General features: G+C 73.4%; 23 protein-coding genes. 10 read left to right on the top strand and 13 right to left on the bottom strand.

Annotation, left to right across the window (positions count from 1 at the left end; genetic code table 11):
- Positions 1 to 591 carry a helix-turn-helix domain-containing protein gene (locus AC07B0_RS04580; RefSeq protein WP_467293940.1) on the bottom strand — a complete coding sequence of 197 codons (591 nt, stop codon included), beginning with the start codon at positions 589 to 591 and terminating at the stop codon, positions 1 to 3.
- Between the two features lie 106 nt (positions 592 to 697).
- Between AC07B0_RS04580 and AC07B0_RS04575 the strand changes: the two genes are divergently transcribed.
- Positions 698 to 1,564 carry an EamA family transporter gene (locus AC07B0_RS04575; RefSeq protein ID WP_469377727.1) on the top strand — a complete coding sequence of 289 codons (867 nt, stop codon included), beginning with the start codon at positions 698 to 700 and terminating at the stop codon, positions 1,562 to 1,564.
- A 32-nt stretch (positions 1,565 to 1,596) separates the two neighbouring features.
- Here the strand turns inward: AC07B0_RS04575 and AC07B0_RS04570 are convergent, their stop codons facing one another.
- The gene (locus AC07B0_RS04570) at positions 1,597 to 2,349 is read right to left on the bottom strand and encodes an acyltransferase (protein ID WP_467293546.1); all 753 of its coding nucleotides are present in this window, start codon (positions 2,347 to 2,349) and stop codon (positions 1,597 to 1,599) included.
- 131 nt (positions 2,350 to 2,480) lie between these two features.
- On the opposite strand from AC07B0_RS04570, the gene AC07B0_RS04565 reads away from it, so the two are divergent.
- Complete coding sequence (locus AC07B0_RS04565) at positions 2,481 to 3,038, top strand: gamma carbonic anhydrase family protein (RefSeq protein ID WP_469377729.1); 558 nt, start codon at positions 2,481 to 2,483, stop codon at positions 3,036 to 3,038.
- Positions 3,039 to 3,095: 57 nt separating this feature from the next.
- Here AC07B0_RS04565 and AC07B0_RS04560 read toward each other — a convergent pair whose 3' ends face one another.
- From AC07B0_RS04560 to AC07B0_RS04550, 3 genes are all read right to left on the bottom strand, one after another.
- Positions 3,096 to 3,827, bottom strand: coding sequence for a DedA family protein (locus tag AC07B0_RS04560; RefSeq protein WP_469377731.1), 732 nt, complete (start codon positions 3,825 to 3,827; stop codon positions 3,096 to 3,098).
- Positions 3,828 to 3,884: 57 nt separating this feature from the next.
- On the bottom strand, positions 3,885 to 6,395 hold the full coding sequence (locus AC07B0_RS04555) for a glycoside hydrolase family 3 protein (RefSeq protein ID WP_478896748.1): 2,511 nt from the start codon (positions 6,393 to 6,395) through the stop codon (positions 3,885 to 3,887).
- Between the two features lie 179 nt (positions 6,396 to 6,574).
- A complete protein-coding gene (locus tag AC07B0_RS04550; protein WP_356877837.1) occupies positions 6,575 to 7,012 on the bottom strand; it encodes a DUF4442 domain-containing protein in 438 nt (145 codons plus the stop codon).
- A gap of 111 nt (positions 7,013 to 7,123) precedes the next feature.
- On the opposite strand from AC07B0_RS04550, the gene AC07B0_RS04545 reads away from it, so the two are divergent.
- Both AC07B0_RS04545 and AC07B0_RS04540 read left to right on the top strand, forming a co-directional pair.
- Positions 7,124 to 8,179, top strand: coding sequence for a DUF8017 domain-containing protein (locus AC07B0_RS04545; protein WP_356877755.1), 1,056 nt, complete (start codon positions 7,124 to 7,126; stop codon positions 8,177 to 8,179).
- 126 nt (positions 8,180 to 8,305) lie between these two features.
- On the top strand, positions 8,306 to 9,625 hold the full coding sequence (locus AC07B0_RS04540) for an MFS transporter (protein ID WP_469377735.1): 1,320 nt from the start codon (positions 8,306 to 8,308) through the stop codon (positions 9,623 to 9,625).
- A 9-nt stretch (positions 9,626 to 9,634) separates the two neighbouring features.
- Here the strand turns inward: AC07B0_RS04540 and AC07B0_RS04535 are convergent, their stop codons facing one another.
- Together AC07B0_RS04535 and AC07B0_RS04530 are read right to left on the bottom strand one after the other, a co-directional pair.
- Positions 9,635 to 10,426 (bottom strand): spermidine synthase, encoded by a 792-nt coding sequence (locus tag AC07B0_RS04535; protein ID WP_469377779.1) that lies wholly within the window; start codon positions 10,424 to 10,426, stop codon positions 9,635 to 9,637.
- A gap of 79 nt (positions 10,427 to 10,505) precedes the next feature.
- The gene (locus tag AC07B0_RS04530) at positions 10,506 to 11,351 is read right to left on the bottom strand and encodes a patatin-like phospholipase family protein (protein WP_356877753.1); all 846 of its coding nucleotides are present in this window, start codon (positions 11,349 to 11,351) and stop codon (positions 10,506 to 10,508) included.
- 180 nt (positions 11,352 to 11,531) lie between these two features.
- Between AC07B0_RS04530 and AC07B0_RS04525 the strand changes: the two genes are divergently transcribed.
- The 5 genes from AC07B0_RS04525 to lnt all read left to right on the top strand — a co-directional run bounded on the left by AC07B0_RS04525 (position 11,532) and on the right by lnt (position 15,622).
- Positions 11,532 to 12,248 (top strand): TVP38/TMEM64 family protein, encoded by a 717-nt coding sequence (locus AC07B0_RS04525; RefSeq protein WP_356877752.1) that lies wholly within the window; start codon positions 11,532 to 11,534, stop codon positions 12,246 to 12,248.
- A 48-nt stretch (positions 12,249 to 12,296) separates the two neighbouring features.
- The gene (locus tag AC07B0_RS04520) at positions 12,297 to 13,175 is read left to right on the top strand and encodes an undecaprenyl-diphosphate phosphatase (RefSeq protein WP_356877751.1); all 879 of its coding nucleotides are present in this window, start codon (positions 12,297 to 12,299) and stop codon (positions 13,173 to 13,175) included.
- A 145-nt stretch (positions 13,176 to 13,320) separates the two neighbouring features.
- Positions 13,321 to 13,497, top strand: a complete 177-nt coding sequence (locus tag AC07B0_RS04515; protein ID WP_356877750.1) for a hypothetical protein — start codon at positions 13,321 to 13,323, stop codon at positions 13,495 to 13,497.
- A 68-nt stretch (positions 13,498 to 13,565) separates the two neighbouring features.
- A complete protein-coding gene (locus tag AC07B0_RS04510) occupies positions 13,566 to 14,033 on the top strand; it encodes a nuclear transport factor 2 family protein (RefSeq protein WP_478896746.1) in 468 nt (155 codons plus the stop codon).
- 47 nt (positions 14,034 to 14,080) lie between these two features.
- Entirely contained in the window at positions 14,081 to 15,622 is a 1,542-nt protein-coding gene (lnt, locus tag AC07B0_RS04505; protein WP_356877748.1) for an apolipoprotein N-acyltransferase, read from the top strand.
- Here lnt and AC07B0_RS04500 read toward each other — a convergent pair.
- A complete protein-coding gene (locus tag AC07B0_RS04500) occupies positions 15,561 to 16,472 on the bottom strand; it encodes a Gfo/Idh/MocA family protein (RefSeq protein WP_469377739.1) in 912 nt (303 codons plus the stop codon). The two genes, lnt and AC07B0_RS04500, sit on opposite strands and share 62 nt — an antisense overlap.
- Positions 16,473 to 16,731: 259 nt before the next feature.
- Here AC07B0_RS04500 and AC07B0_RS04495 point away from each other — a divergent pair, with 259 nt between their 5' ends.
- The gene (locus tag AC07B0_RS04495; RefSeq protein ID WP_478896744.1) at positions 16,732 to 17,268 is read left to right on the top strand and encodes a hypothetical protein; all 537 of its coding nucleotides are present in this window, start codon (positions 16,732 to 16,734) and stop codon (positions 17,266 to 17,268) included.
- 70 nt (positions 17,269 to 17,338) lie between these two features.
- Here the strand turns inward: AC07B0_RS04495 and AC07B0_RS04490 are convergent, their stop codons facing one another.
- From AC07B0_RS04490 to fabG, 5 genes are all read right to left on the bottom strand, one after another.
- Positions 17,339 to 17,887, bottom strand: a complete 549-nt coding sequence (locus AC07B0_RS04490; protein WP_478896742.1) for a hypothetical protein — start codon at positions 17,885 to 17,887, stop codon at positions 17,339 to 17,341.
- A 95-nt stretch (positions 17,888 to 17,982) separates the two neighbouring features.
- On the bottom strand, positions 17,983 to 18,651 hold the full coding sequence (locus tag AC07B0_RS04485; RefSeq protein ID WP_356877835.1) for a uracil-DNA glycosylase: 669 nt from the start codon (positions 18,649 to 18,651) through the stop codon (positions 17,983 to 17,985).
- A gap of 100 nt (positions 18,652 to 18,751) precedes the next feature.
- Positions 18,752 to 20,335 (bottom strand): ABC transporter substrate-binding protein, encoded by a 1,584-nt coding sequence (locus tag AC07B0_RS04480; RefSeq protein ID WP_356877744.1) that lies wholly within the window; start codon positions 20,333 to 20,335, stop codon positions 18,752 to 18,754.
- Between the two features lie 152 nt (positions 20,336 to 20,487).
- Positions 20,488 to 21,249, bottom strand: coding sequence for an SDR family oxidoreductase (locus AC07B0_RS04475; RefSeq protein ID WP_356877743.1), 762 nt, complete (start codon positions 21,247 to 21,249; stop codon positions 20,488 to 20,490).
- A 28-nt stretch (positions 21,250 to 21,277) separates the two neighbouring features.
- Positions 21,278 to 22,039 carry a 3-oxoacyl-ACP reductase FabG gene (gene fabG / locus AC07B0_RS04470; RefSeq protein ID WP_356877742.1) on the bottom strand — a complete coding sequence of 254 codons (762 nt, stop codon included), beginning with the start codon at positions 22,037 to 22,039 and terminating at the stop codon, positions 21,278 to 21,280.
- Positions 22,040 to 22,135 lie beyond the last annotated feature (96 nt).

The raw sequence follows: 22,135 nt of genomic DNA, 5'->3' as shown, positions 1-22,135 counted from the left end.
TCAGCGCTGCCCGTCGGCCCCGTGCACCGGCGGGATCGACACGGCCATGGTCATCTCCATGGGCACGGCGCCCTCGTTGCGGTAGGCGTGCGGAACGTTCGCCTCGAAGGAGACGGCCCCGCCCGCCGGTACCGCGTACCGCTCGTCGGCGATGACCAGCGTCAGCTCCCCGCTGGTGACGTGGAGCATCTCGAAGGTTCCGGCGGGGTGCGGGTCCGAGGCGGTCCCGTCGTCCGGCTCCAGCCGGTAGGTCCACATCTCCACGGGCCCGCGCCGGTCGTCGCCGAGCAGCATGTTCGCCTCGCTGCCGGCGCCACTGGACCACATGCGCACCCCCTTCCCCGGCGGCACCACGTGCACCTGGGGGCTGCGCTCGTGGTCCAGGAGCGTGGTGATGCTGACCCCGAGGGCGTCGGCCAGCTTCACGGTCGTCCCGACGCTCGGGTTCGTACGCGCCTGCTCGATCTGGATGATCATGCCGCGGCTCACTCCCGCGCGGGCCGCCAGCGCGTCGAGGGTGAATCCGCGCTCACCGCGCCACCGCTTGAGGTTCCGGGCGAGCGCCTGGGTGAGCTGTTCGAGGTCCGACACCATTCCGTCCAATATTTTGGATGACACAGTCCAATGGAGTGAACTAACCTGCGGTGTATTCGATGATGCACCCCACCGTTCACCGCACTGTACTGCGAGGCACCCCATGACCGCCCTCTTCGCCCTGGCCACAGCCATGCTGTGGGGACTCGCCGACTTCGGCGGAGGGCTGCTGACCCGCCGGATACCGGCGCTCACGGTGGTCGTGGTCTCGCAGGTCACCGCCGTCGTCGTGCTCGGGGCGGTCGTGATCGGCACCGGCGCGTGGCGGGAGGCCGGTCCGCAGCTGTGGTTCGCGGTCGGCGCCGGCCTGGTCGGTCCCGTGGCGATGCTCAGCTTCTACAAGGCCCTGGCCCTCGGCCCGATGGGCGTGGTCTCACCGCTCGGTTCCGTCGGGGTGGTCGTGCCGGTCGGCGCGGGGCTGCTGCTGGGCGAGCGGCCCGGCCCCGGCCAGTTCGCGGGCATCGCGGTGGCCGTGCTCGGCATCGTCCTCGCGGGCGGCCCCGAACTGCGCGGAGCACCCGTACAGCGCCGGGCCGTCGTCCTCACCCTCGTGGCCGCCTTCGGCTTCGGCGCGGTGATGGCGCTGATCGCGGAAGCCTCCACGACCCTGACCGGACTGTTCCTCGCCCTCTTCGTCCAGCGTGTCACGAACGTGGCCGTGGGCGGCGCCGCCCTGTGGGCGCAGACCCGGCGGGGCGTTCCCGCCCTGCCCGAAGGGACCGGACCGCGCGTCCTGTGGGGCATGCTGCCCGCGCTGGCCTTCGTCGGCCTCGCGGACGTCGCGGCCAACGGCACCTACTCCATCGCCGCGCAGAACGGACCGGTCACCGTGGCCGCCGTGCTCTCCTCGCTGTACCCGGTGATCACCGCCCTCGCCGCCTTCGCCGTACTCAAGGAAAGGCTGCGCGGGGTCCAGGCGGCGGGCGCCGGCCTGGCCCTGGCCGGCACGGTCCTGCTCGCGGCGGGCTGACCCCGGCCGGGCAGCCCCGGGGCGGGGAGGCGTTACGCGCCGCGCTGCTCGGCCTCCGCCAGCAGGGCCAGCCCGCGCAGCTGCTCGGGCGTCATCCCGTCGGGGATCGGCACCGGCGCCGGGGTGCGCAGCGGCGGCTGCCAGCCGGTCTCGGGTTCCCAGCGGCGCACGATCCGGGCCGGCGCCCCCGCCACGACCGCATGGTCGGGCACCTCGCCCCGGACCACGGATCCGGCGGCCACCACCACGTTGCGGCCCAGGCGGGCTCCGGGGAGGATCACCGCTCCCGTGCCGAGCCAGCAGCCGGGGCCGATCTCCACCGGTGCGCTGCGGGGCCACTGCCTGCCGACGGGCTCGTGCGGGTCGTCGTAGCTGTGGTTGGTCGAGGTGATGTAGACGCCGGGACCGCAGAAGGTGTTGTCACCGATGCTGATGCGGGTGTCGGCGATGACGTGGCTGCCCCGGCCCAGGACCACTCCGTCGCCCAGGACGAGCACCGGCTCGCGGCCGAGGTCGAGGCCGGGCAGCATCCCGGCCGTCAGGGTGACCTGCTCGGCGATGATGCAGTGCGCCCCGAGCCGGATCCAGCGCTCCCCGAAGACAGTGCCCTGCGGGAAGGCGAGCCGGGTCGCCTCGCCGATGGCGCCGAAACGCAGCCGCCCCGGGGTCTGCGCGGTGACCGCGCCCGCCTGCTGCATCCAGCGCCAGCCCGCGTGCGCGACCCGGCCGGCGACGCGGCGGCGCAAGGCGGTCAGGGATGAGAACGTGTTCTGGTTCTTCGGCACCCGGCCACGGTAGTGCGCCGCGCGCCGGACGTCGGGACCCCGATCCTGTGATCTTCACCCCATCACCGGTCCGGCTCGGCGCGTGCCCTACGGTGCCGGTAGCGCGGCATCCGGAAGCAGAGGAAACGATCATGACGTATCAGGCGGGCCAGGGTCAGGGCGGAGCACTCATCGCGGGCGTCGGCGGCAAGCGGCCCTCCGTCGACCCGACGGCCTTCACGGCGCCCACCTCCGTGGTCGTCGGCGACGTCACGCTGGCCGCCGGCGCGAGCATCTGGTACTCGGCGGTGCTGCGCGCCGACTGCGGCCCCATCGTGCTCGGCGCGGACAGCAACGTGCAGGACAACTGCACCGTCCACGTCGACCCCGGCTTCCCGGTGTCCATCGGCGAGCGCGTCTCCATCGGCCACAACGCCGTGGTGCACGGCTGCACGGTGGAGGACGACTGCCTCATCGGGATGGGCGCGACCGTGCTGAACGGGGCCGTGATCGGCGCCGGTTCGCTGGTGGCCGCGCAGGCCCTCGTCCCGCAGGGCATGGTGGTCCCGCCCGGTTCCCTGGTCGCGGGGGTGCCCGCGAAGGTGCGGCGGGAGCTCACCGAGGAGGAGCGCGAGGGCATCAAGGTCAACGCCGCGATGTACACGGCCCTGGCCGATCAGCACCGGGCGGCGGTGGCCCCGGACGCCTGAGGAACACCGATCCGGGGCCGTACCGGTACGGCCCCGGGGTCCTTCGTGCCGGTCCGGTCAGTCGGCGACGCCCGCGGACGCCTTCCGCGCGTCGACGTCGGTGCCGGCGCCCTCGCGCTCGTCCCCGTCGGCGCCGGTGTTCTCGTCGGCGCCGGTGTCGGCGTCCGTGTTCTCGTGGATCGAGGCCGCTGCCTTCTTCATGCGGTTGCGGATCACGAGCGTCACGACGAGTCCGGCGGCCAGGGCCAGGAGCAGCGCCAGCCAGGAGAAGCGCTTCAGCCACGGCTCGGCGACGATCCCGACCGAGTAGATGACGGCGGTGGTGCCGCCGGCCCAGAGGATCCCGCCGAGGACGTTCGCGACGAGGAACCGCCAGTACGGCATGCGCAGCACGCCGGCCAGTGGCCCGGCGAAGATCCGCAGCAGGGCCACGAAGCGGCCGAAGAAGACGGCCCACATGCCCCACTTGTCGAAGGAGCGCTCCGCCAGGGCCACGTGCTCCGGGCCGAAGTGCTTGGGGAAGCGCCGCCCCAGCTTCTCCAGCAGCGGCTTGCCGCCGCGCCGGCCGATCGCGTAGCCGATCGAGTCGCCGATGATCGCGCCGGCGATCGCGCACAGGCCCAGGATCACGGGGTCGATCTCCCCGTGCTGGGAGGCCAGCAGGGCCGAGCTGACCAGGATGATCTCTCCGGGCAGGGGGATGCCCAGGCTCTCCAGTCCGATGACCAGACCCACCAGGAGGTAGACACTGATCGCCGGAATCGTCTCCAGCCATTCCTGGATGTGCACCGGTACGTCCTCCCGAGTCCTCGGCGGCGGGCCCCCGTGACACGCCGGACGGGCAGCCTATCCGCTCCTCACGACCGCCTTCGCCCTCAAGGACAGTTCGCGTGAGGATCGACCGGCGAAGACCTCCCGGCGGCCGGAACCGAGTACCCAGGCCCGCCGCTCCGCGTCCCAGGCCGACAGCGTGCGCGCGTCGATGTCCACGGTGACCCGCTGGGACTGCCCCGGCGCCAGGGTGAGCCGCCGGTAGCCGGCCAGTACGCGCACCGGCTGGTCGAGCTCCAGCCGCGGGGCCGGCCCGACGTAGACCTGTGCGACCTCGGTGCCCTTGCGGCGGCCGGTGTTGCGGACGGTGAACTCCGCCCGCAGCCCGCCTCGTTCGGGCCGTACGGTCAGCTTCTCGTACGCCCAGGTGGTGTACGAGAGGCCGTGCCCGAAGGGGAACAGCGGGGCCGCCTGCCGCTCGTCGTACCAGCGGTGGCCCACGTGCACGCCCTCGGCGTACTCCTGCCGGCCGCCCACCCCGGGGTAGCGCAGGGGGTCCCCGCCGACCGGGGTCGTCCGCTCGTCGGCGGGAAACGTCTGGGTGAGGCGGCCCCCCGGGTCCACGTCCCCGAAGAGGACGTCGGCCGTCGCGCCCGCGCCCTCCTGGCCCGGGTAGTACATCTGGAGGACCGCACCCGTCCGGGCGAGCCAGGGCATGGTCGTACTGGAGGAGGTGTTGAGCACCACCGTGGTGCGGGGGTTGGCCGCGGTCACCGCCTCGATCAGCGCCTCCTGCCCGCCGGGCAGCGCCAGCGAGGTCCGGTCGTGCCCCTCGGTGGCGTCCTCGTACGCGAACAGCACCACTGCGCGCGCCGCCCCGGCGGCCTTGACGGCCTCGGCGACGTCGGCTGCCCGGGTCGCGCGGGTGGTGTGGCGCAGCCGGAACCGCTGACCGCCGGAGCCGCCCTCGGCGGTGACGGCGAGCCGGTGGGGGCCGGCCTTGAGGGTGAGCGTGCGGCGCCGGACGTGCAGCCCGTCGGGGGCGCGGCCGAGGAGAGCGCCCGCGAACCGTTCGGCGCTTCCCTGCCGCACGGGGAACAGTTCCTCGCCGTCGAGCCGGACCGCGGGCCGCTCGCCGGTGTAGTGGACGACGAGGGTCCACTCGTCGTCGGCAGCCAGGGTGAACCGGCCCTCGTGGCTCCAGGTCCGGCCCGGCTCGACGCGCCGGTCGTCGAGCGCGGCGGGCGGGGTCAGCAGCCCCGCCGGGAGGGCCCTGCCGTACGGGTCCTCGCCGAGGGCGTAGCGGACGGCGGCGCCGTTGCCCGCGCGCCGGGTGAGGGCGGTGAGCGGGGAGGCGGCCCCGTCGGGGACCACGTGGGCGCTGCCGCCGCCGCTGACGAAGGGCACCCGGCCGGTGGGGCCGATCACGGCGATCGAGCGGGCCGCGGCGCCGGTCAGGGGCAGCGTGCCGCGTTCGTTGCGGAGCAGCACCGCGCCGGCGGTGGCCACCTTGCGGGCGGTCCGCGCTCCGGCGGCCGGGTCGCGGGCCGGGCGGGCCGGGGGGTGGTCCGTCAGCAGTCCGAAGCGGTCCAGGGTGGTCAGGATCCGGCGCACGGCGAGGTCCACGGCGTCCTGGGGCACGGAGCCGCCGTGCACCGCCTCGCGCAGGGGGCCGCCGTAGTGGGTGCCGCCGGGCAGCTCCATGTCGAGGCCGGCGGTGATCGAGGCGACGGTGCTGTGGGTGGCGTCCCGGTCGGACAGCACCCAGCCGTCGAACCCCCAGCGGCCGCGGAGCACCTCGTCCAGCAGGGGGCCGTTCTCGCAGGCGTAGACGCCGTTGACCTTGTTGTGGGCACCCGTCACGGCGCCGGCCCCGGCGGCGACGGCCGCTTCGAAGCCGCGCAGTCCGGTCTCGTGGAGGGTCCGGTCGGCGGCGATCACGTCGACGGTGTCGCGGCCGTGTTCCTGGTCGCCCAGGGCGAACTGCCTGACGGCGGCGATCAGGCCCTCGTCCTGGATGCCGCGGACCACCTGGGCGACCGTGTCGGCGGTCAGCCGGGGGTCCTCGGCGAAGGCCTCGAAGTTGCGGCCCGCGTAGGGCGTGCGGATCAGGTTGGCCGTCGGGGCGAGCAGGACGTCCTGGCCGAGCGCGCGGCCCTCGCGGCCGAGGACCCGCCCGTACTCGCGGGCCAGCGCGGGGTCGAAGGCCGAGGCCAGCATGACGGGGGCGGGCAGCGCGGTGGCGGGCTTCCCGACGCTGACGCCCGCGGGCCCGTCGGCGAACCGCAGGGCGGGGATGCCCAGGCGCGGTACGCCCGCCACGTAGCCGGCCTGGCCCCGCGGGTCCGGGTCCCGGCCGCCGTGCAGCAGGGCCGTCTTCTCGTCGAGGGTGAGCTGGTCGAGCAGGGCGTCGATCCGGGCCCCGGCGGCGGGCTTCCCGGGGGCGGGAGAGGCCGGCGGGGACGTGCGGGGCAGGGCGCCGGGCGGCACCGTGGCCACGCAGCCCCCGGCTCCGAGGACGGAACCGGCGGCGCCGGCCGCGCCGAGCAGCCGGATCGCGGAACGTCTGGACACGGCCTCGCTCATGGGCGCTCCCTGCGGCGGCGCCTGGGCGCCGGCCTCGGCATCGGTCGGCGGGAGCGGCCCGCGCCGGACCGCTCCCCCGCCCACTGTGCGCGCCGGACCCGCGGGGCCCGGCCGGACGCGCCCCGCGGAGTCGCCGGTTCAGCCCTGCGGCGGCTAGCGCCGTGGCCCGCCGCGGCCGGTCAGGCGTTGGGGCGCAGGGTCCACACGACGGTCATCTCGCCCGTCACGGCCTCGTCCTCGCGCTGGATGGCGATGGCGACGGGGAACTCGGGGCGGCCGCCCGCGTCGAGTTCGGCGACGACGTCGGCGATCGGGCGGCCGAGGGTGGCGGTGGCGGTCACGACGCCCTTGGCGAGCTTCTTGTAGCCGATCTCGGCCTTGACGGCGAGGGGCACGGCGCGCGAGAGCTGGTCGCCGAAGGCGGCCAGGACGATCGCGCCGCTCGCGGACTCGGCGAGGGTGAACATGGCGCCGGCGTGCGGTCCGCCGACGTGGTTGTGGAAGTCGGGCTGGTCCGGCAGGCGGACGACCGCGCGCTCGGGAGTGGTCTCCAGGAACTCGAGGTTCAGGGTGCGGGCCATCGGCACGGTCTGGGCGAGCAGTTCGCCCACGTTCATCTGTTCTGCGCTCATGGCACGCGATGTTACCCACGAGTAGAAGCGCTTGGCCATACCTGGCGCGGGGGCGGCCGTGGCTCCCGGCGACCGCGCCCACTATCGTTACCGGCCATGTGGCCAGGACAGCAGCAGCAGCCCGGGGGCGATCAGAACGCCCAGGACGCGCAACAGAACCCGTACCAGCAGCAGCCGGGGCAGCCGAACCCGTACCAGCAGCAGTCGCAGCCGGGGTTCGGCGAGCAGCAGCCCGGCTACGGATACCCGCAGGCCGGATACCAGACGCCGCCCCCGGTCCAGCCCTGGGGCCAGCCCCCGACGCAGCCCCAGCCGGTGGCCTCCGCGCCGGGCGGCGGCAGCCCCTTCTCCACCCGGACCGTGGCCATCGTCGCGGCCTCGGCGGTCATCGTGACCGCGGCCGGGACCGGCGCCTTCGTACTGACCCGGGACGACGACAAGAAGACCGAGGCGAACGACAAGCCCGCCGCCTCCTCCTCCGCCCCGGCGAGCCCCACGCCGGCTCCGCCCGCCCCGAGCGGCAACCCGCGCGGCGGCGCGGACGCGAAGCCCCTGATCGCGGGCTGGAAGGTGGTCGTCAACCCGAAGTACGGCACCGCCTTCGACGTCCCGCCGGAGTGGAACGTGCTCGGCTCGGGCACCTCCATCGGCTTCGAGGACGCCGAGAAGAACGACGGCGCCCCCTTCGTCATGATGTCCGCGCCGGCCTACCTCAAGGAGGACTGGTGCAAGGTCGACTCGGACAAGAACGGCAGTGAGGAGTCGACCTCGCTGGCCGGCACCGGCACCAAGGGCGGCCAGGGCGCCAAGGACACCGCGTCCGCCTCGCGCAGCGAGGCCGGCACCTGGGTCTACGGCGGGTACGCGCAGAAGCAGCCCAAGGAGATCGTCAAGTTCACCGGCCCGAAGGAGTACACCAGCACCTCCGGCCTCAAGGGCCACGTGACCTCCGCGACCGTGACCGGCGTGCCGAAGGAGAACAAGTGCGACTCCGACGGGAAGAGCATCGCCTTCAGCTTCAAGACCGCCAACGGTGACTTCTCCACCTGGGTCCTCTACGGTGCCGCGGGCGTCCCGGGCGAGGTCGACCAGGCCACGTACGAGAAGATCCTCAGCACGGTCCGCCTGACCGAGACCGGTCCCGCCGTCTGACCGGCGCAGGCGCCGCCTGACCCGCCCCCACCCCGGTGGGGCGCACCCCGCTCCCGCCTCCGGGCCGGTGATCCGCTTTCCGGTAATTCGGTTGGATTTCCGGCCCGGAGCGGCGAGAGTCCTCGGGTGAGTTCACCCCCCGCCCTTCCCTCCGGCGCTTCCGCGCGCCGCCGGCCCGCCTGGGCCGGCCGCAACTACACCCTGCTGACGGGCGCCGCGGTCGTCACCAACCTCGGCAGCCACGGAGCGCTCATCGCGGCGGCCTTCGCCGTACTGGAGGCGGGCGGTTCCGGTGGGGACGTCGGCCTGGTCGCGGCCGCCCGTACGCTGCCCCTGGTCCTGTTCCTCCTCGTCGGCGGCGCCCTCGCCGACCGGCTCCCGCGCCACCGCGTGATGGTCGCGGCCAACGCCCTCAACTGCGTCTCGCAGGGCGCCTTCGCCGTCCTCGTCCTCGCCGGGGACCCCCAGCTGTGGCAGATGATGCTGCTCACGGCGCTGTGCGGCACCGGAACGGCCTTCTTCAACCCGGCGGCCGAGGGCATGCTGCTCTCCAGCGTCTCGGGCGAGCACGCCAACCGCGCCTTCGCGCTCTTCCGGATGGCCGTGAACGGCGCGGGCATCGGCGGAGCCGCCCTCGGCGGCGCGATGATCGCCGCGATCGGCCCGGGCTGGGTGCTGGCGGTGGACGCGCTCGCCTTCGCGGGCGCCGGCGCCCTGCGCGCCTTCCTCGACGTCAGCCACGTCGCCGACCGCGCTCCCGGCGGCGGTCTGCTCGCGGACCTGCGCGAGGGCTGGGTGGAGTTCAAGACCCGCCCCTGGCTGTGGAGCATCGTGCTCCAGTTCTCCGTGGTCGTCGCCGTCGTCGGCGCCGCGGAGGCGGTGTACGGGCCTCTCGTCGCCCGCGACCGGCTGGGCGGGCCCGCGCCGTGGGGCGTGGCCCTGGCCCTCTTCGGTGTGGGCACCATCGCCGGCGCCGTCCTGATGATGGTGTGGAAACCCCGCCGGCTGCTGCTGGTCGGCACCCTGTGCGTCTTCCCGCTGGCGCTGCCGTCGGCGGGCCTGGCCGTGCCCCTGCCGGTGTGGGGGCTGTGCGCGGTGATGTTCGTGAGCGGCGCGGCGATCGAGGTGTTCGGCGTGAACTGGATGACGACGATGCACCAGGAGATCCCGGAGGACAAGTTCTCCCGGGTCTCCGCCTACGACTGGTTCGGCTCGGTGTCGATGCTGCCGCTGGCCACCGCGCTGGCCGGCCCTGCCGAATCGGCGTTCGGCCGCACCTCCGCGCTGTGGGGCTGCGCGGCGCTCGTGGTGATCGGCACGGCCGCGGTGCTCTTCGTCCCGGACGTACGGAACATGACCCGCAGGCCCGCTCCGCCGAAGTCCCCGGAGCCCCCGGTCCCCTCCGCCCCGGACCCGGCGGACCGTTCCAGCACCGCCGGAGTGTGACGCGCGGCCTCAGCCGAGGCTGAACGCCCCCTGCGGCGGCTCCGGCGAAGCCACCGCAGCGGCGTCCGGCACCGCCGCGCCACCGCGCATGAACCGGGCCAGCGCGGCCCCGGACTCCACGCGGGCGGGGAACGCGTCGCCGGCGCACAGCCGGGCCAGGGCGGCCACCGGCAGCGCGGAGTCGGACGCCAGCAGCACCGCGTTGCCGAACCGCCGCCCGCGCAGCACCGCCGGCTCGGCGATCAGCGCCAGTTCCCCGAAGGCCTCCGCGAAATTGGCCAGCTGCGCCTTCAGGAACGCGAACGGCGCCCCGTCCGCCAGGTTGGCCGCGTACAGGCCTCCGGGCCGCAGGACCCGGGCCGCTTCCCGCGCGTACTCCACCGAGGTCAGCTGGGCCGGCACCCGGGAGCCGCCGAACACGTCGGCGACCAGGACGTCCGCGCTCGCCGCCGGAGCCTGCCCCAGCCAGGCCCGGGCGTCGGCGGCGTGCACCGTCACCTCGGCCCCGGCCGCGAGCGGCAGGTGCTCGGCGACCAGGTCGACCAGGGCGGCGTCGAACTCCACCACCGTCTGCCGGGACCCGGGGCGGGCCGCGGCGGCGTAGCGCGGCAGGGTCAGCGCTCCGCCGCCCAGGTGCAGCAGGTCCAGCGCGGCCCCCGGCCCGGCCGCGCAGTCCAGGACGTGCGCGAGGCGGCGTACGTACTCGAACTCCAGGTGCTCCGGGGCGTCGAGGTCGACGTAGGACTGGGGCGCCCCGTCGACCGTCAGCAGCCAGGCCCGGTCCCGGTCCACGTCCGGCATCAGTTTGGCGGTGCCCTGGTCCACGTCCCGGATCACCGGGATCTGTTCGTCGCTCACCCCACCATTGTCGGGCCGCCGGTCAGGCGCCCCAGACCGCCTGCGCCTCGGCCGCGTGCCCGGCGGCCTGGGCCAGGCCCGCCCGGGCCGCCGGATCGCGGCGTGCCGGGTCCAGGACGTTGCGCCCGAAGGCCTTGCGGGCCTGCGCGGAGGGGGTGATCAGCGCCACCCGCGCACCCGCCGCGCGCAGCCGCTCGGCCTGTGCGGCGGGCGAGGGGATCATCGCGGTGCCGAGCGTCATCGGGGCGATGATCACCACGCGCCGGTATCCGGCGGCGACGTCCGCGTTGGTCGCGGAGCGGATCCCCCCGTCGATGAACCGCCGGCCGTCGACCGTCACCGGCGGCCACACCCCGGGTACGGCGCAGCTCGCCGAGACCGCGTCGACGAGGCCCGCGCCGCTCTCCCGGTCGAAGGCGGTCAGTTCCCCGCTCAGCGCGTCCACCGCGGTGACGACGAGGCGCCGCCGGGGCCACTCGTGCGAGACGAGGCGGGCCTTCAGCACCTCGCGGCGCGTGGCCTCCGCGCCGGTGTCGGCGGCGAGGGCCAGCGCGCCGATCCGCCTGCGGTAGTCCGCGGCGTTCCGGGAGCGGGCCATGGCGACGGCGTGCCGGACCAGCAGGCCGGCCCCGAACCTCGCCGTCGCCTCCCCGGCGGGATCGCCGAGCTGCCGTTCGTACAGCTGCTGCGGGGTGAGCAGTCCGGAGGTGAGCTGCGCGCCCACCACCGAGCCGGCCGAGGTGCCCACGACGAGGTCGGCGGTCGACAGGTCGACGCCTTCGCGGGCGAGCCCGTAGAGGATGCCGGTCTCCCAGCCGATGCCGGTGAGCCCTCCGCCGCCCAGTACCAGCGCCGTGTCGCCGCTCATGCCCGCCCCCGTTCCGCCCGCCGTGTCCCGCCCGTGTGGTGACGGCAGTCTGACGCAGGCGGGCCGCCGTCACCACCTCCGGGGGGGGGTGCCTCCGGGGCCCGTTCCCGCGGCCGGATGTTCGCCCGCATGAGGCCTGGATTACGGCGGTGCGCCGTACGGGTCGGTTAGTCTCCCGGAATGTCCCTCCTCCTCGCACCGTGGACCCGGCTGTCGCTGCTCGTCCTGATGCTGCTCGCGGCCGGGGTGTGCGTGGTGCTGTACGAGCCCCAGCGGCTGCTCTCGCAGGGCTGGCCCCCGGAGCTCCCGGTCGGGACGGGGGTGCTGCTGTTCGCGGGAGCGTACGGGCTGTGCACGGCGGCGTTCGTGCCCCGGCCGTTGCTGAACCTGGCGGCGGGGGCGGTCTTCGGTGCCCAGTTCGGGCTGGTGGCGGCCGTGGGCGGGACGGTGGTCGGTGCCGGGCTGGCCTTCGGCCTGGGCCGGGCCATGGGCCAGGAGGCGTTGCGTCCCTACCTTCGCGGCCGCTGGCTGGAGGCGGCCGACGCGCAGCTGAGCCGGCACGGTTTCCGCTCCATGCTCGCGGTGCGGATCTTCCCCGGGGTCCCCTTCGCCGCGGCCAACTACATCGCGGCGGTCTCGCGCTGCGGCTGGCTCCCGTTCCTGGGCGCGACGGCGCTCGGCACGGTTCCCAACACCGCCGCCTACGTGATCGCGGGGGCCAGCGCGTCCTCCCCCGGATCGCCCGCGTTCCTCGTCTCGTTCGGGTTCATCGCGGTGTCCGGGACGGTCGCCGCGGCCGTCGCCTGGCGCAAGCGGCACCGGCTGGCACCGGCCGCCACCTGCGAGCTGACGCCCCAGCACCCCCCTGTGGTCACGGTCGCTTCCCACGGGCCCTAGCATCGGACCCGAACTGCCCGACGATCACAAGGACGAGCGCACCCCGACATGAGCTGGTTCGAATCCCTAATCCTCGGTCTCGTCCAGGGGCTTACGGAGTTCCTCCCGATCTCCTCCAGTGCCCACCTGCGGCTGACCGCGGCGTTCGCCGGCTGGCACGACCCCGGTGCGGCCTTCACGGCCATCACCCAGATCGGCACCGAGGCCGCCGTCCTCATCTACTTCCGCAAGGACATCGCGCGGATCGTCTCCACCTGGTTCCGTTCCCTGTACACGAAGGCCCTGCGCTCCGAGCAGGACGCCAAGATGGGCTGGCTGGTGATCGTCGGCTCGATCCCGATCGGCGTCCTCGGCGTGGCCTTCAAGGACCAGATCACAGGTCCGGCCCGTGACCTGCGGCTGACGGCCACCACCCTGATCGTGATGGGTCTCGTCCTCGGCTTCGCCGACTGGCTGGCCTCGCGCGACGAGGAGGGCGGCCGGCACCGCGTGGTCGTCCAGCGCAAGACGCTGAAGGAACTGGGCGTCAAGGACGGCCTGATCTTCGGCCTCTGCCAGGCGATGGCGCTGATCCCCGGCGTCTCCCGGTCCGGTGCGACGATCTCCGGCGGTCTGCTGCTGGGCTTCACCCGCGAGGCGGCCGCCCGCTACTCGTTCCTCCTCGCGATCCCCGCCGTGCTGGCCTCGGGCGCGTTCGAGATCAAGGACGTGATGGAGAACCCGACCCACATCTCCTGGGGTCCGACGGTCTTCGCGACGGTGATCGCCTTCTTCGTCGGGTACGCCGTCATCGCGTGGTTCATGAAGTTCATCTCCACCAAGAGCTTCATGCCGTTCGTGATCTACCGCATCCTGCTGGGCATCGCACTGTTCGTGCTGATCGGCACGGGCGTGCTGAGCCCGCACGCCGGCGAGTCGGGCTCCTAGTGCCGTGACCGGCACTAGCGGGTCGTACGCTCACCGCTTCGCGTGAATCGGAGGCCGTCCGGGAACGTTCCCGGGCGGCCTCCGCGTCGTTGTCCCCGTAGAGAGGTGTGCCGGGAGGGACCCGGCAGGCAAGAGGGGGTGTCCCATGCGCCGTGTGGTACTGGAGCGTTTTCCGGCGGGGAGTCCGAGGGGAAGCTGGCCGGCCGAGGAGTACGCCGCGCAGCGCAAGCGCGAGGGCGTTCCGGCGGAGGTGGTGATGGACCTCGACAGCGACGCGTTCCTCGTCGTGGTCCGCCAGCGGGAGGTGCTTTCCGGTCACTGACCGTCCTCGGGTGATCCTTCCGGCGCACGCCCCTTGGCCCCGGGCGCGCGCAGCCCCACACTGACCCGATGACGCAGCGTGTGGACCTCGCGACGGTAATGGACCGGCTGGCCATCGACGAAGTGGTCTCCGGCTACGCGGTGGCCGTCGACGACGGCGACTGGGCCGCCTACCGCGCCCTCTTCGTGCCCGGCGGCCGGGCCGACTACACGGCGGCGGGCGGGATCGCCGGCCCGGCCGGGGAGGTCGCGGACTGGCTCGCGGAGACGATGAAGCTGTTCCCGGTGCGCCAGCACCTCATCGTCAACCGGCTGGTCCGGCTCGCCGAGGAGGGCGGCGGGCCCGGGGACTCGGCGCAGGTCCGTGCGGACTTCCTGAACCCGATGCGGCTCGCCGGGGAGGAGTACGACGGCACGGTCACCTCCCCCAACTTCGTCGCCGCCGGCCGCTACGCCTTCACCCTGGCCCGCACCCGGGACGGCTGGCGGCTCACCGGGGTCACGGTGCACGAGAAGTGGCGCCACGTCTCGGCCTGAGCCGCGCCCCGTCGGATGCCGTCCCACACTGGAAGCGGAGGCGCCCCATGCTCACGAAGCGGACCAGGTGGCAGCGCGCGGCGGCCGCGGTGGCCGCCGGAGCGCTGCCCTGCCTCGCCTTTCCCGCCCCCGGCCTGTGGTGGTTCGCGTACGTCGCCCTCGTGCCCTGGATGCTGCTGCTGCGCTCGGCTCCCAGCGGGCGGCGCGCGGCCCTGGAGGGCTGGCTCGGGGGCGCGGGCTTCATCGTGGCCGTGCACCACTGGCTGCTGCCCAGCCTGCACGTGTTCCTGGTACCGCTGGCCGCGCTGCTGGGCCTGCTCTGGATCCCCTGGGCCCTGCTGGTGCGGGAGCTGCTCGGCGGGGCGCCGGCGGCGGGGCGGGCGGGAGCCGCGCTGGTCCTCGTACCGGCGGGCTGGCTGCTGTCCGAGCTGGTCCGGTCCTGGCAGGGGCTGGGCGGGCCGTGGGGGCTGCTGGGGGCGAGCCAGTGGCAGGTGCCGCCGGCGCTGCGGCTCGCCTCGGTGGGCGGGGTGTGGCTGGTGAGCCTGCTGGTGGTGGCGTTGAACTGTGCGGTGGTGCTGCTGATCGCGGCTCCGGCGGCGCGGGCTCCGGCGGTCGCCTCCGTGGCGGGGTGCGCGGTACTGACGGGGGCCGTGTGGCTGTGGCTGCCGCGTCCCGAGGTGACGGGCGCGCTGCGGGTGGCCGTCGTCCAGCCGGGCGTGGTGGGCGGGGCGGACGGCGCCGAGCGGCGGTTCGACGCGGAGGAACGGCTGACGCGGACCCTGGCCGGCGCGCACCCGGACCTGGTGGTGTGGGGGGAGAGCAGCGTCGGCGCGGACCTGGCGGCGCGGCCCGACCTGTCGCGCCGACTGGGCGCCCTGTCCGCCGAGGTCGGGGCCCCGCTGCTGGTCAACGTGGACGCCCGCCGCTCGGACCGGCCCGGGATATACAAGAGCTCCCTGCTGATCGGCCCCCAGGGGCCCACGGGCGAGCGCTACGACAAGATGCGGCTGGTCCCCTTCGGGGAGTACGTACCGGCCCGCTCCGTGCTGGGCTGGGCCACCTCGGTCGGGAAGGCGGCGGGCGAGGACCGGATGCGCGGCGCGGCCCCGGTGGTCATGGAACTGCCCGGGGGCACCCGCGTCGGGCCCTTGGTGTGCTTCGAGTCGGCCTTCCCCGACATGAGCCGGCACCTGGTCCGCGAGGGGGCCGCGGTGCTGGTGGCCCAGTCGGCGACCTCGACGTTCCAGGAGAGCTGGGCCCCGGCCCAGCACGCCTCGCTCGCGGCCCTGCGGGCGGCCGAGACGGGCCGCCCGGTGGTGCACGCCACCCTGACCGGGGTGAGCGCGGTACACGGCCCGTCGGGCGCGCGGACCGGCCCGGCCCTGCCCACCTCGGCCGCCGGGGCGGCGGTGTACGAGGTGCCGCTCGCCGGGGGCACGACCCCCTACGTCCGTTTCGGGAACTGGCCCGCGGGCGCCGCCCTGACCGTGCTGGCGGTGTACTGCGCGGTCCTGGGAGTCCGGGCGGTCAGGTCCGGGAGGCCTGCTCCAGAGCCGTCAGGACCACCCGCTCGCACAGCTCGTGGGTGAGCAGGGCGTCCCGGGCGCTCAGCGTCCTGCCGGTCTCCACCGCCTCCAGGAAGGTGTCGACGACCTGCTCGATCCCGCGCTGGCGGGCCACGGACACCCAGTCCCCGCGCCGCCGGACGGTCGGCTGGCCCTTGTGGTCGATGATCTCGGCGAGGTTGACGACCTGGCGCTTGGAGTCCTGCCCGGAGACCTCCAGGACCTCCTCGGTGGAGCCGGAGAGCCGGTTCATGATGCCGAGGGCGGTGAACCCGTCGCCCGACATCTGGAGGACGACCTGGTGCATCAGCCCGTCGCGGACCACGGCCCGCACGTCGACGTGGTCGGCCTCGCCGGGCAGCAGGAAGCGCAGCGTGTCGACGACGTGGATGAAGTCGTCGAGCACGAGCGTGCGCGGGTCCTCGGGGAGCCCGACCCGGTTCTTCTGGAGGACGATCAGCTCGCGCGGATGGTCGGCGCACTGCGCGTAGCCGGGAGCGTGGCGGCGGTTGAAGCCGACGAAGAGGCTGACCCCGCGTTCCTCGGCCAGCTCCACCAGGCGCCGCGACGCGTCCAGCTCGTAGGCCAGCGGCTTGTCCACGTACGTGGGCACGCCCGCCTCCAGCAGCCGTCCGACGATCTCGGGGTGGGCGGCCGTCGGGGCGTGCACGAAGGCGGCGTCGAGGTCCTGGGCGAGCAGGGCGTCGAGCGTGGTGTGCAGGTGCCCGGCGGGAACGCGGTGGATCCCGCCGATCCGCTCCAGCGTCGCGGGGGTGCGGGTCTGCAGGTGCAGCTCGACTCCGGGGCGAGTGGTGAGGACCGGCAGGTACGCCTTCTGCGCGATGTCGCCGAGTCCGATGACGCCGACCTTCACCGGGAGCCTCCAGTTGTGTTCCTTGTGGGAACCCCGAGCTTAATCCCTGGTGGTCGGGGCCCGCGTTCGCCGAGGATCACCGGCCTGACCCGGCCCAACGGGTCCGGCGGACCGAGGCCGAACCGGCCCGGCGGGCCGCGTCGGGCCGGTGCCGGCCGGCACCGCGCGCCCGGCCCTGTCCGGCTGGCCGTCACCCGTGCGGGGGCATTATCCGCCCAGGGTTTTCGCAACGGGGTCCTCGCACAGCAGAGTTGCGCGGGTGCATCCAACCCGAACCTCTACGAAACTGCTGCTCGGAGTGGCCTGTGCCGTCTCGGCCGTCTCCGGTTGTGTGAACGTGAACCCGGCGCCGGCCATGCCGGCCGCGCCGCCCTCGGCGGGGCTGCCGCCGCAGCACCTGCCGCGCGGCGGGCCGGGGGCGCTGCCCGTGGTCGTCCAGGCGCCCGCCCTGGAGGCGCTGCGTACGGTGCCGGACGGGGCCGCGCACGCGTCGGCGCCGGCCGCGTCCCGCAGGGCGGCGGCGCCGCGCACCGGGGCCCCGGTGGCGCCCGCCGGGCACACGGAGGCGGTTCCGCCGGTTCCCGACATCCCGGAGCCGCCGAAGCCCGCGCGGCACGCCCGGGAACATCCCGCGGGCCGCCCGCACCCGGCCCGGCCGGACGCACAGGTGCCGCGCGAGCTGGTGCGGGAGCTGCCGGTCCGGCCCGCCGACGTGTGCGCGCTGGGCCGCCGGCACGGGCGCTGGCACCCGGACAGCCCGGAGGCCCGCATCTGCGCGGGCGTCCACGGAGGCTGAGCCCGGGCAACGCGCCGGGCCCGCACGCCCCCGTACGGACCCGGCGCTACGGCGCTACGGCGCTACGGCGCTACGGGGACTGTTCGGGGAACGGTCTGGGGGTCTCGTCCGGCTCCGTGGCGAGGCGCCGCTCCAGCCGGGCGATGGCGGCCCGCACCCCGTTGCCGTAGCCGTCGTCGGACAGGGCCCCGGTGGCGGCCCGGGCCCGTGCCAGGTGCACGCGGGCGGCCTCGGGGCGCCGGAGTTTGACGTAGTCGGCGGCGAGGCTGAGGTGCAGCGAGGGGTAGAAGACGCGCACCGCCCGCTGCGGCTCGCGGCGTTCGGGGCGGTCCCCGGGGCGCGGTCCGGGGGGTGCTTCGGGCAGCCGCTCCCCGAGCCCCTCGGCTGCGGTCAGGGCGCGCAGGTCCCAGGCCAGTTCGTCGGCGGGGTCGTCCTGGGCGTCGGCCATGTAGTGCGCCAGGGTGCACCGGTGGAGGGAGTCGCCGTCCTCGCCGATCTCGGACCAGATCTCCCCGAGGCGGTTGCGGGCCTCCTCGCGGTCGCCGGCGTGCAGCAGGATGACCGCTTGGCCGATCCTGGTCATGACGGCGTCCTCCGACGCCTCCTGCTGCTCGGTCAACGCGGCCTCCGGCTTGCTCCGCCGGGCCTGGTACGGCCCGGTCATCAAGAAGCTAGCCGGAGGCGCCCCCTCAGGCGCCGAGGCGCGGGGTGGCGTCAGCCCAGGTCGGGAATGCGCCAGTCGATCGGCTCATGCCCCTGGGCGGCGACGGCCTCGTTGATCTGCGTGAAGGGGCGGGAGCCGAAGAACTTCTTGGCCGACAGCGGCGAGGGGTGGGCGCCCTTGACGATGACGTGCCGCTCCTCGTCGATCAGCGGGATCTTCTTCTGGGCGTAGGCGCCCCAGAGCACGAAGACGACGGGGTCGGGGCGCTCGGACACCGCGCGGATCACGGCGTCGGTGAACTTCTCCCAGCCCTTGCCCTTGTGCGAGTTGGGCTCGGCCTCGCGGACGGTGAGGACGGCGTTGAGCAGGAGGACGCCCTGCTCGGCCCACGGCATCAGGTACCCGTTGTCGGGGACCGGCAGGCCGAGCTCCTCCTTCATCTCCTTGTAGATGTTGCGCAGCGAGGGCGGGGTCTTGATCCCGGGCTGCACGGAGAAGCACAGGCCGTGGCCCTGGCCGGCGCCGTGGTACGGGTCCTGGCCGAGGACCAGGACCTTCACCTTGTCGAACGGCGTGGCCTCCAGGGCCGCGAAGACCTGCTCGCGGGGCGGGTAGACCGGCCCGTTCGCCCTTTCCTTCTCGACGAACTCGGTGAGTTCCCTGAAGTAGGGCTGGTCCAGCTCCCCGCCGAGAACGGGGAGCCAGGACTCGGGCAGCATCTGGGTCACGTCGACAACCTCCGGTACAAGTTCGTGCAACTCCTCAGAACCTACCGGGGGCCACTGACATCTCCGCGGCCCGGCTGCCCTCCGGCGGCCGTCACCAGCTGGTCTTGCGGTACAGCTCCCACATCTGCATCGCGGTCTGCGGGTCCAGGGCCCGCTCGGCGCCGGCGATGTCCTCGCGGGCTCCGACGTAGAGCTTGCCCTGCCACAGGGGCAGCAGGCGGACGTCCTGGGCGAAGATCTGCTGGGCCTTCTCGAACTGCTTGACGCCGGCCGCGCGGTCTCCCTCGCGGCGCGAGTTGGGGAGGAGCTCGTTGAGGATCTCGCCGGGCTCGTACGGGGTGCCGACCGCGTTGTCCTTGCCGACGAACGGGGCGATGAAGTTGTCGGGGTCCGGGAAGTCGGGGAACCAGCCTCGGCCGAAGACCGGGTACTCGCGGTTCTTGTAGCCCTCCTGGAAGGCCTTCCAGGGCTGGCCGCGGAGGGTGACCTTGAAGAGGTTGCTCTCGTCCAGCTGGCGCTTGATCTCGGTGAACTCGTCCGCCGTCGAGGCGCCGTAGCGGTCGGTCGTATACCAGAAGGTCAGCTCGACGGGCTGGTTGATCCCGGCGGCCTGGAGGATCTTCTTGGCCTTGCCGACGTCCGACTGGCCGTACATGTCGTAGAACGGCGTCTTGTGGCCGACGACCCCCTTGGGGACCATCGAGTACAGCGGCTCGGCCGTGCCCTGGTAGACCTTGGAGACGATCGCGCCGCGGTCGATGATCTGGGCGATCGCCTGGCGCACCGGGAGCTTGTTGACCTGCGGGTCCTGGGGGTTGAAGACCAGGTAGCGGATCTCGGCGCCGACGTTCTCGACGACCTGGACCCCGGCGTTGTGCGAGGCGGGGCTCTGGAGGTCCTTGATCTCCGCGGCGGACAGGCCTCGGTAGGTCGCGTCGATCTCCTTGTCCTTCAGGGCCGCGACCATCTGCTTGGAGTCCGAGAAGTAGCGGATCGTGACGCCGTCGTTGCGGCGGTTGGCGAAGCCCGCGTAGTTGTCGTTGCGGCCGAGGACCGCCTCGCCGCCCTCCTTGTACGAGGTGAGGACGAAGGGGCCGGAACCGGTGATCTTGCCGTCCTCGCGCACCTTGTCGGCCGGGTAGTCCTTGGGCGCGACGAGCGAGGCGGCCGGCGAGCCGAGCACGTACGGGAAGGTCGCGTCGGAGGTCTTCAGGTGGAAGACGACGGTGAGGTTGTCCGGCGTCTCGATCTTGTCCAGGCTGTTGAAGAGTCCGTTGGGTCCGAACTTGTGGTTGATCTTCCGGATCCGGTCGAGGGAGTGCTTGACGGCCTTGGAGTCGAGCGGCTCGCCGTCGGAGAACTTCAGGCCCTTGCGCAGGGTGCAGCGGTAGGACTGGTTCGCGGAGTCGGTGAACTCGCAGCTCTGGGCGGCGTCCGGCTGGGGCTTGGTGCTGCCCGTGGGGAACGCCAGCAGGGTCTGGTAGATGTTCCGGTACAGCTCCCAGGAGCCGTCCCAGGCCGCGGCGGGGTCGAGGTGGCTCGGCGCGCTCGTCGTGCCGACCACGATCCGCTTCGACTCGTCGCCGCCGTCGTCCGAAAGCAGACCGCATCCGGCGAGCAGGGATATGGACGCAAGGGCTGCAGTGGTCCGCAGGCATCTGGTCCGGTTGAACACGTGCACGCTCCTCGATCAGCCAGGGGTGCGGCAGACCCTACCGCAGTGCATCACAAATCCAATGGGCAGGTTTCGTGAGGCACTTGACCGATTACATGCACATTCGGCACGCATTTGCCTCCCCGGGGGAGGCAAATGCGTCCGGATATCGGTCAGCCGACTCCGGCATTGAGGAAGATTCCTCCGTCGACGACGAGAGTTTGTCCTGTGATCCATTCCGCTTGTGCAGATGTCAGGAATGCGGCGGCGCCCCCGATGTCCGCGGGGACCCCGAGCCGGCCGAGCGGATAGGCCGCCGCGGCTTCCTGCTCGCGGCCCTCGTAGAGCGCCTGCGCGAATTTCGTCTTCACCACGGCGGGGGCGATCGCGTTCACCCGGACCCCGGGTGCCATCTCGTGCGCGAGCTGGAGGGTGAGGTTGACCATGGCGGCCTTGCTCATCCCGTAGGCCCCGATGAAGGGCGAGGCGGAGACCCCGGCGATCGAGGCGATGTTCACGATCGCACCGCCGTTCTCCTTCTGCCAGGCGTGCCAGGTGCGCTGGGCGAAGCCGAGCGCCGAGATCACGTTGGTCTCGAACACCTTGCGCGCGACGCCGAGGTCCAGGTCGGCGATCGGCCCGAAGACCGGATTGGTGCCCGCGTTGTTGATCAGGAAGTCGCAGCGGCCGAAGGCCTCCATCGTGCGCTCCACGGCGACGGCCTGGTGGGCCTCGTCGTGCGCCTTGCCGGCGACGCCGATCACCCGGTCCGCGCCGAGCCGCTCGACGGCCTCCTTGAGCGCGTCCTCGCTGCGTCCGGTGATGCAGACCCGGTCCCCCCGGGCGACCAGCGCCTCGGCGATCCCGTAGCCGATGCCCCGGCTCGCGCCGGTGATGAGCGCGACCTTGCCGCTGTCGATGCCGTTGTCGGTCATGACGTACGCCCTGTCTCTCGTGGTCCGGTCAGTTGAGGGGGCCGCCGGCCACGTACAGGACCTGGCCGGAGACGAAGCCCGCGGCCTCGCTCGTGAAGAAGGCGATCGCGTTGGCGATGTCGTCCGGGCGGCCCACGCGCTGCACCGGGATCTGGGTGGCCGCCGCGGCCTGGAACTCCTCGAAGTCCATGCCGACCCGGGCGGCCGTCTGCGCGGTCATCTCGGTCACGATGAAGCCGGGGGCGACGGCGTTGGCGGTGACGCCGAACTTGCCGAGCTCGATGGCGAGGGTCTTCGTGAAGCCCTGCAGGCCGGCCTTGGCTGTGGCGTAGTTGGCCTGGCCCCGGTTGCCGAGGGCGGAGCTGCTGGACAGGTTCACGACGCGGCCGAACTTGGCCTCCACCATGTACTTCTGACAGGCCCGCGCCATCAGGAACGCACCGCGCAGGTGCACGTTCATGACGGTGTCCCAGTCGGTGTCGCTCATCTTGAAGAGGAGGTTGTCGCGGAGCACGCCCGCGTTGTTGACCAGGATCGTCGGGGCGCCGAGCGTGCTCGCGACGCGTTCGACGGCCGCCTCCACCTGGGCACTGTCGGAGACGTCGCAGCCGACCGCCAGGGCCTTGCCGCCGGCCGCCGTGATCGCCTCCACGGTGTCCTTGCAGGCCGCCTCGTCGAGGTCGAGTACGGCGACCGCGCGGCCCTCGGCGGCCAGACGCACGGCGGTGGCCGCGCCGATGCCCCGGGCCGCCCCGGTCACGATCGCGACGCGCTGCTCGGTGGTGGACATGCTGGATCTCCTCGCCCTTGAGAGACGGCCGCCCTGAGGTGAGCAACCGCTTAGTAGCTTCAGCTGAGGAGACGCTAGGAGCCCTGGCACCCGGTG

This window comes from Streptomyces sp. NPDC044704, from assembly GCF_056433525.1.
Note: the sequence above shows the minus strand (reverse complement) of the source record. Positions and strands in the feature narration are given on the sequence as shown.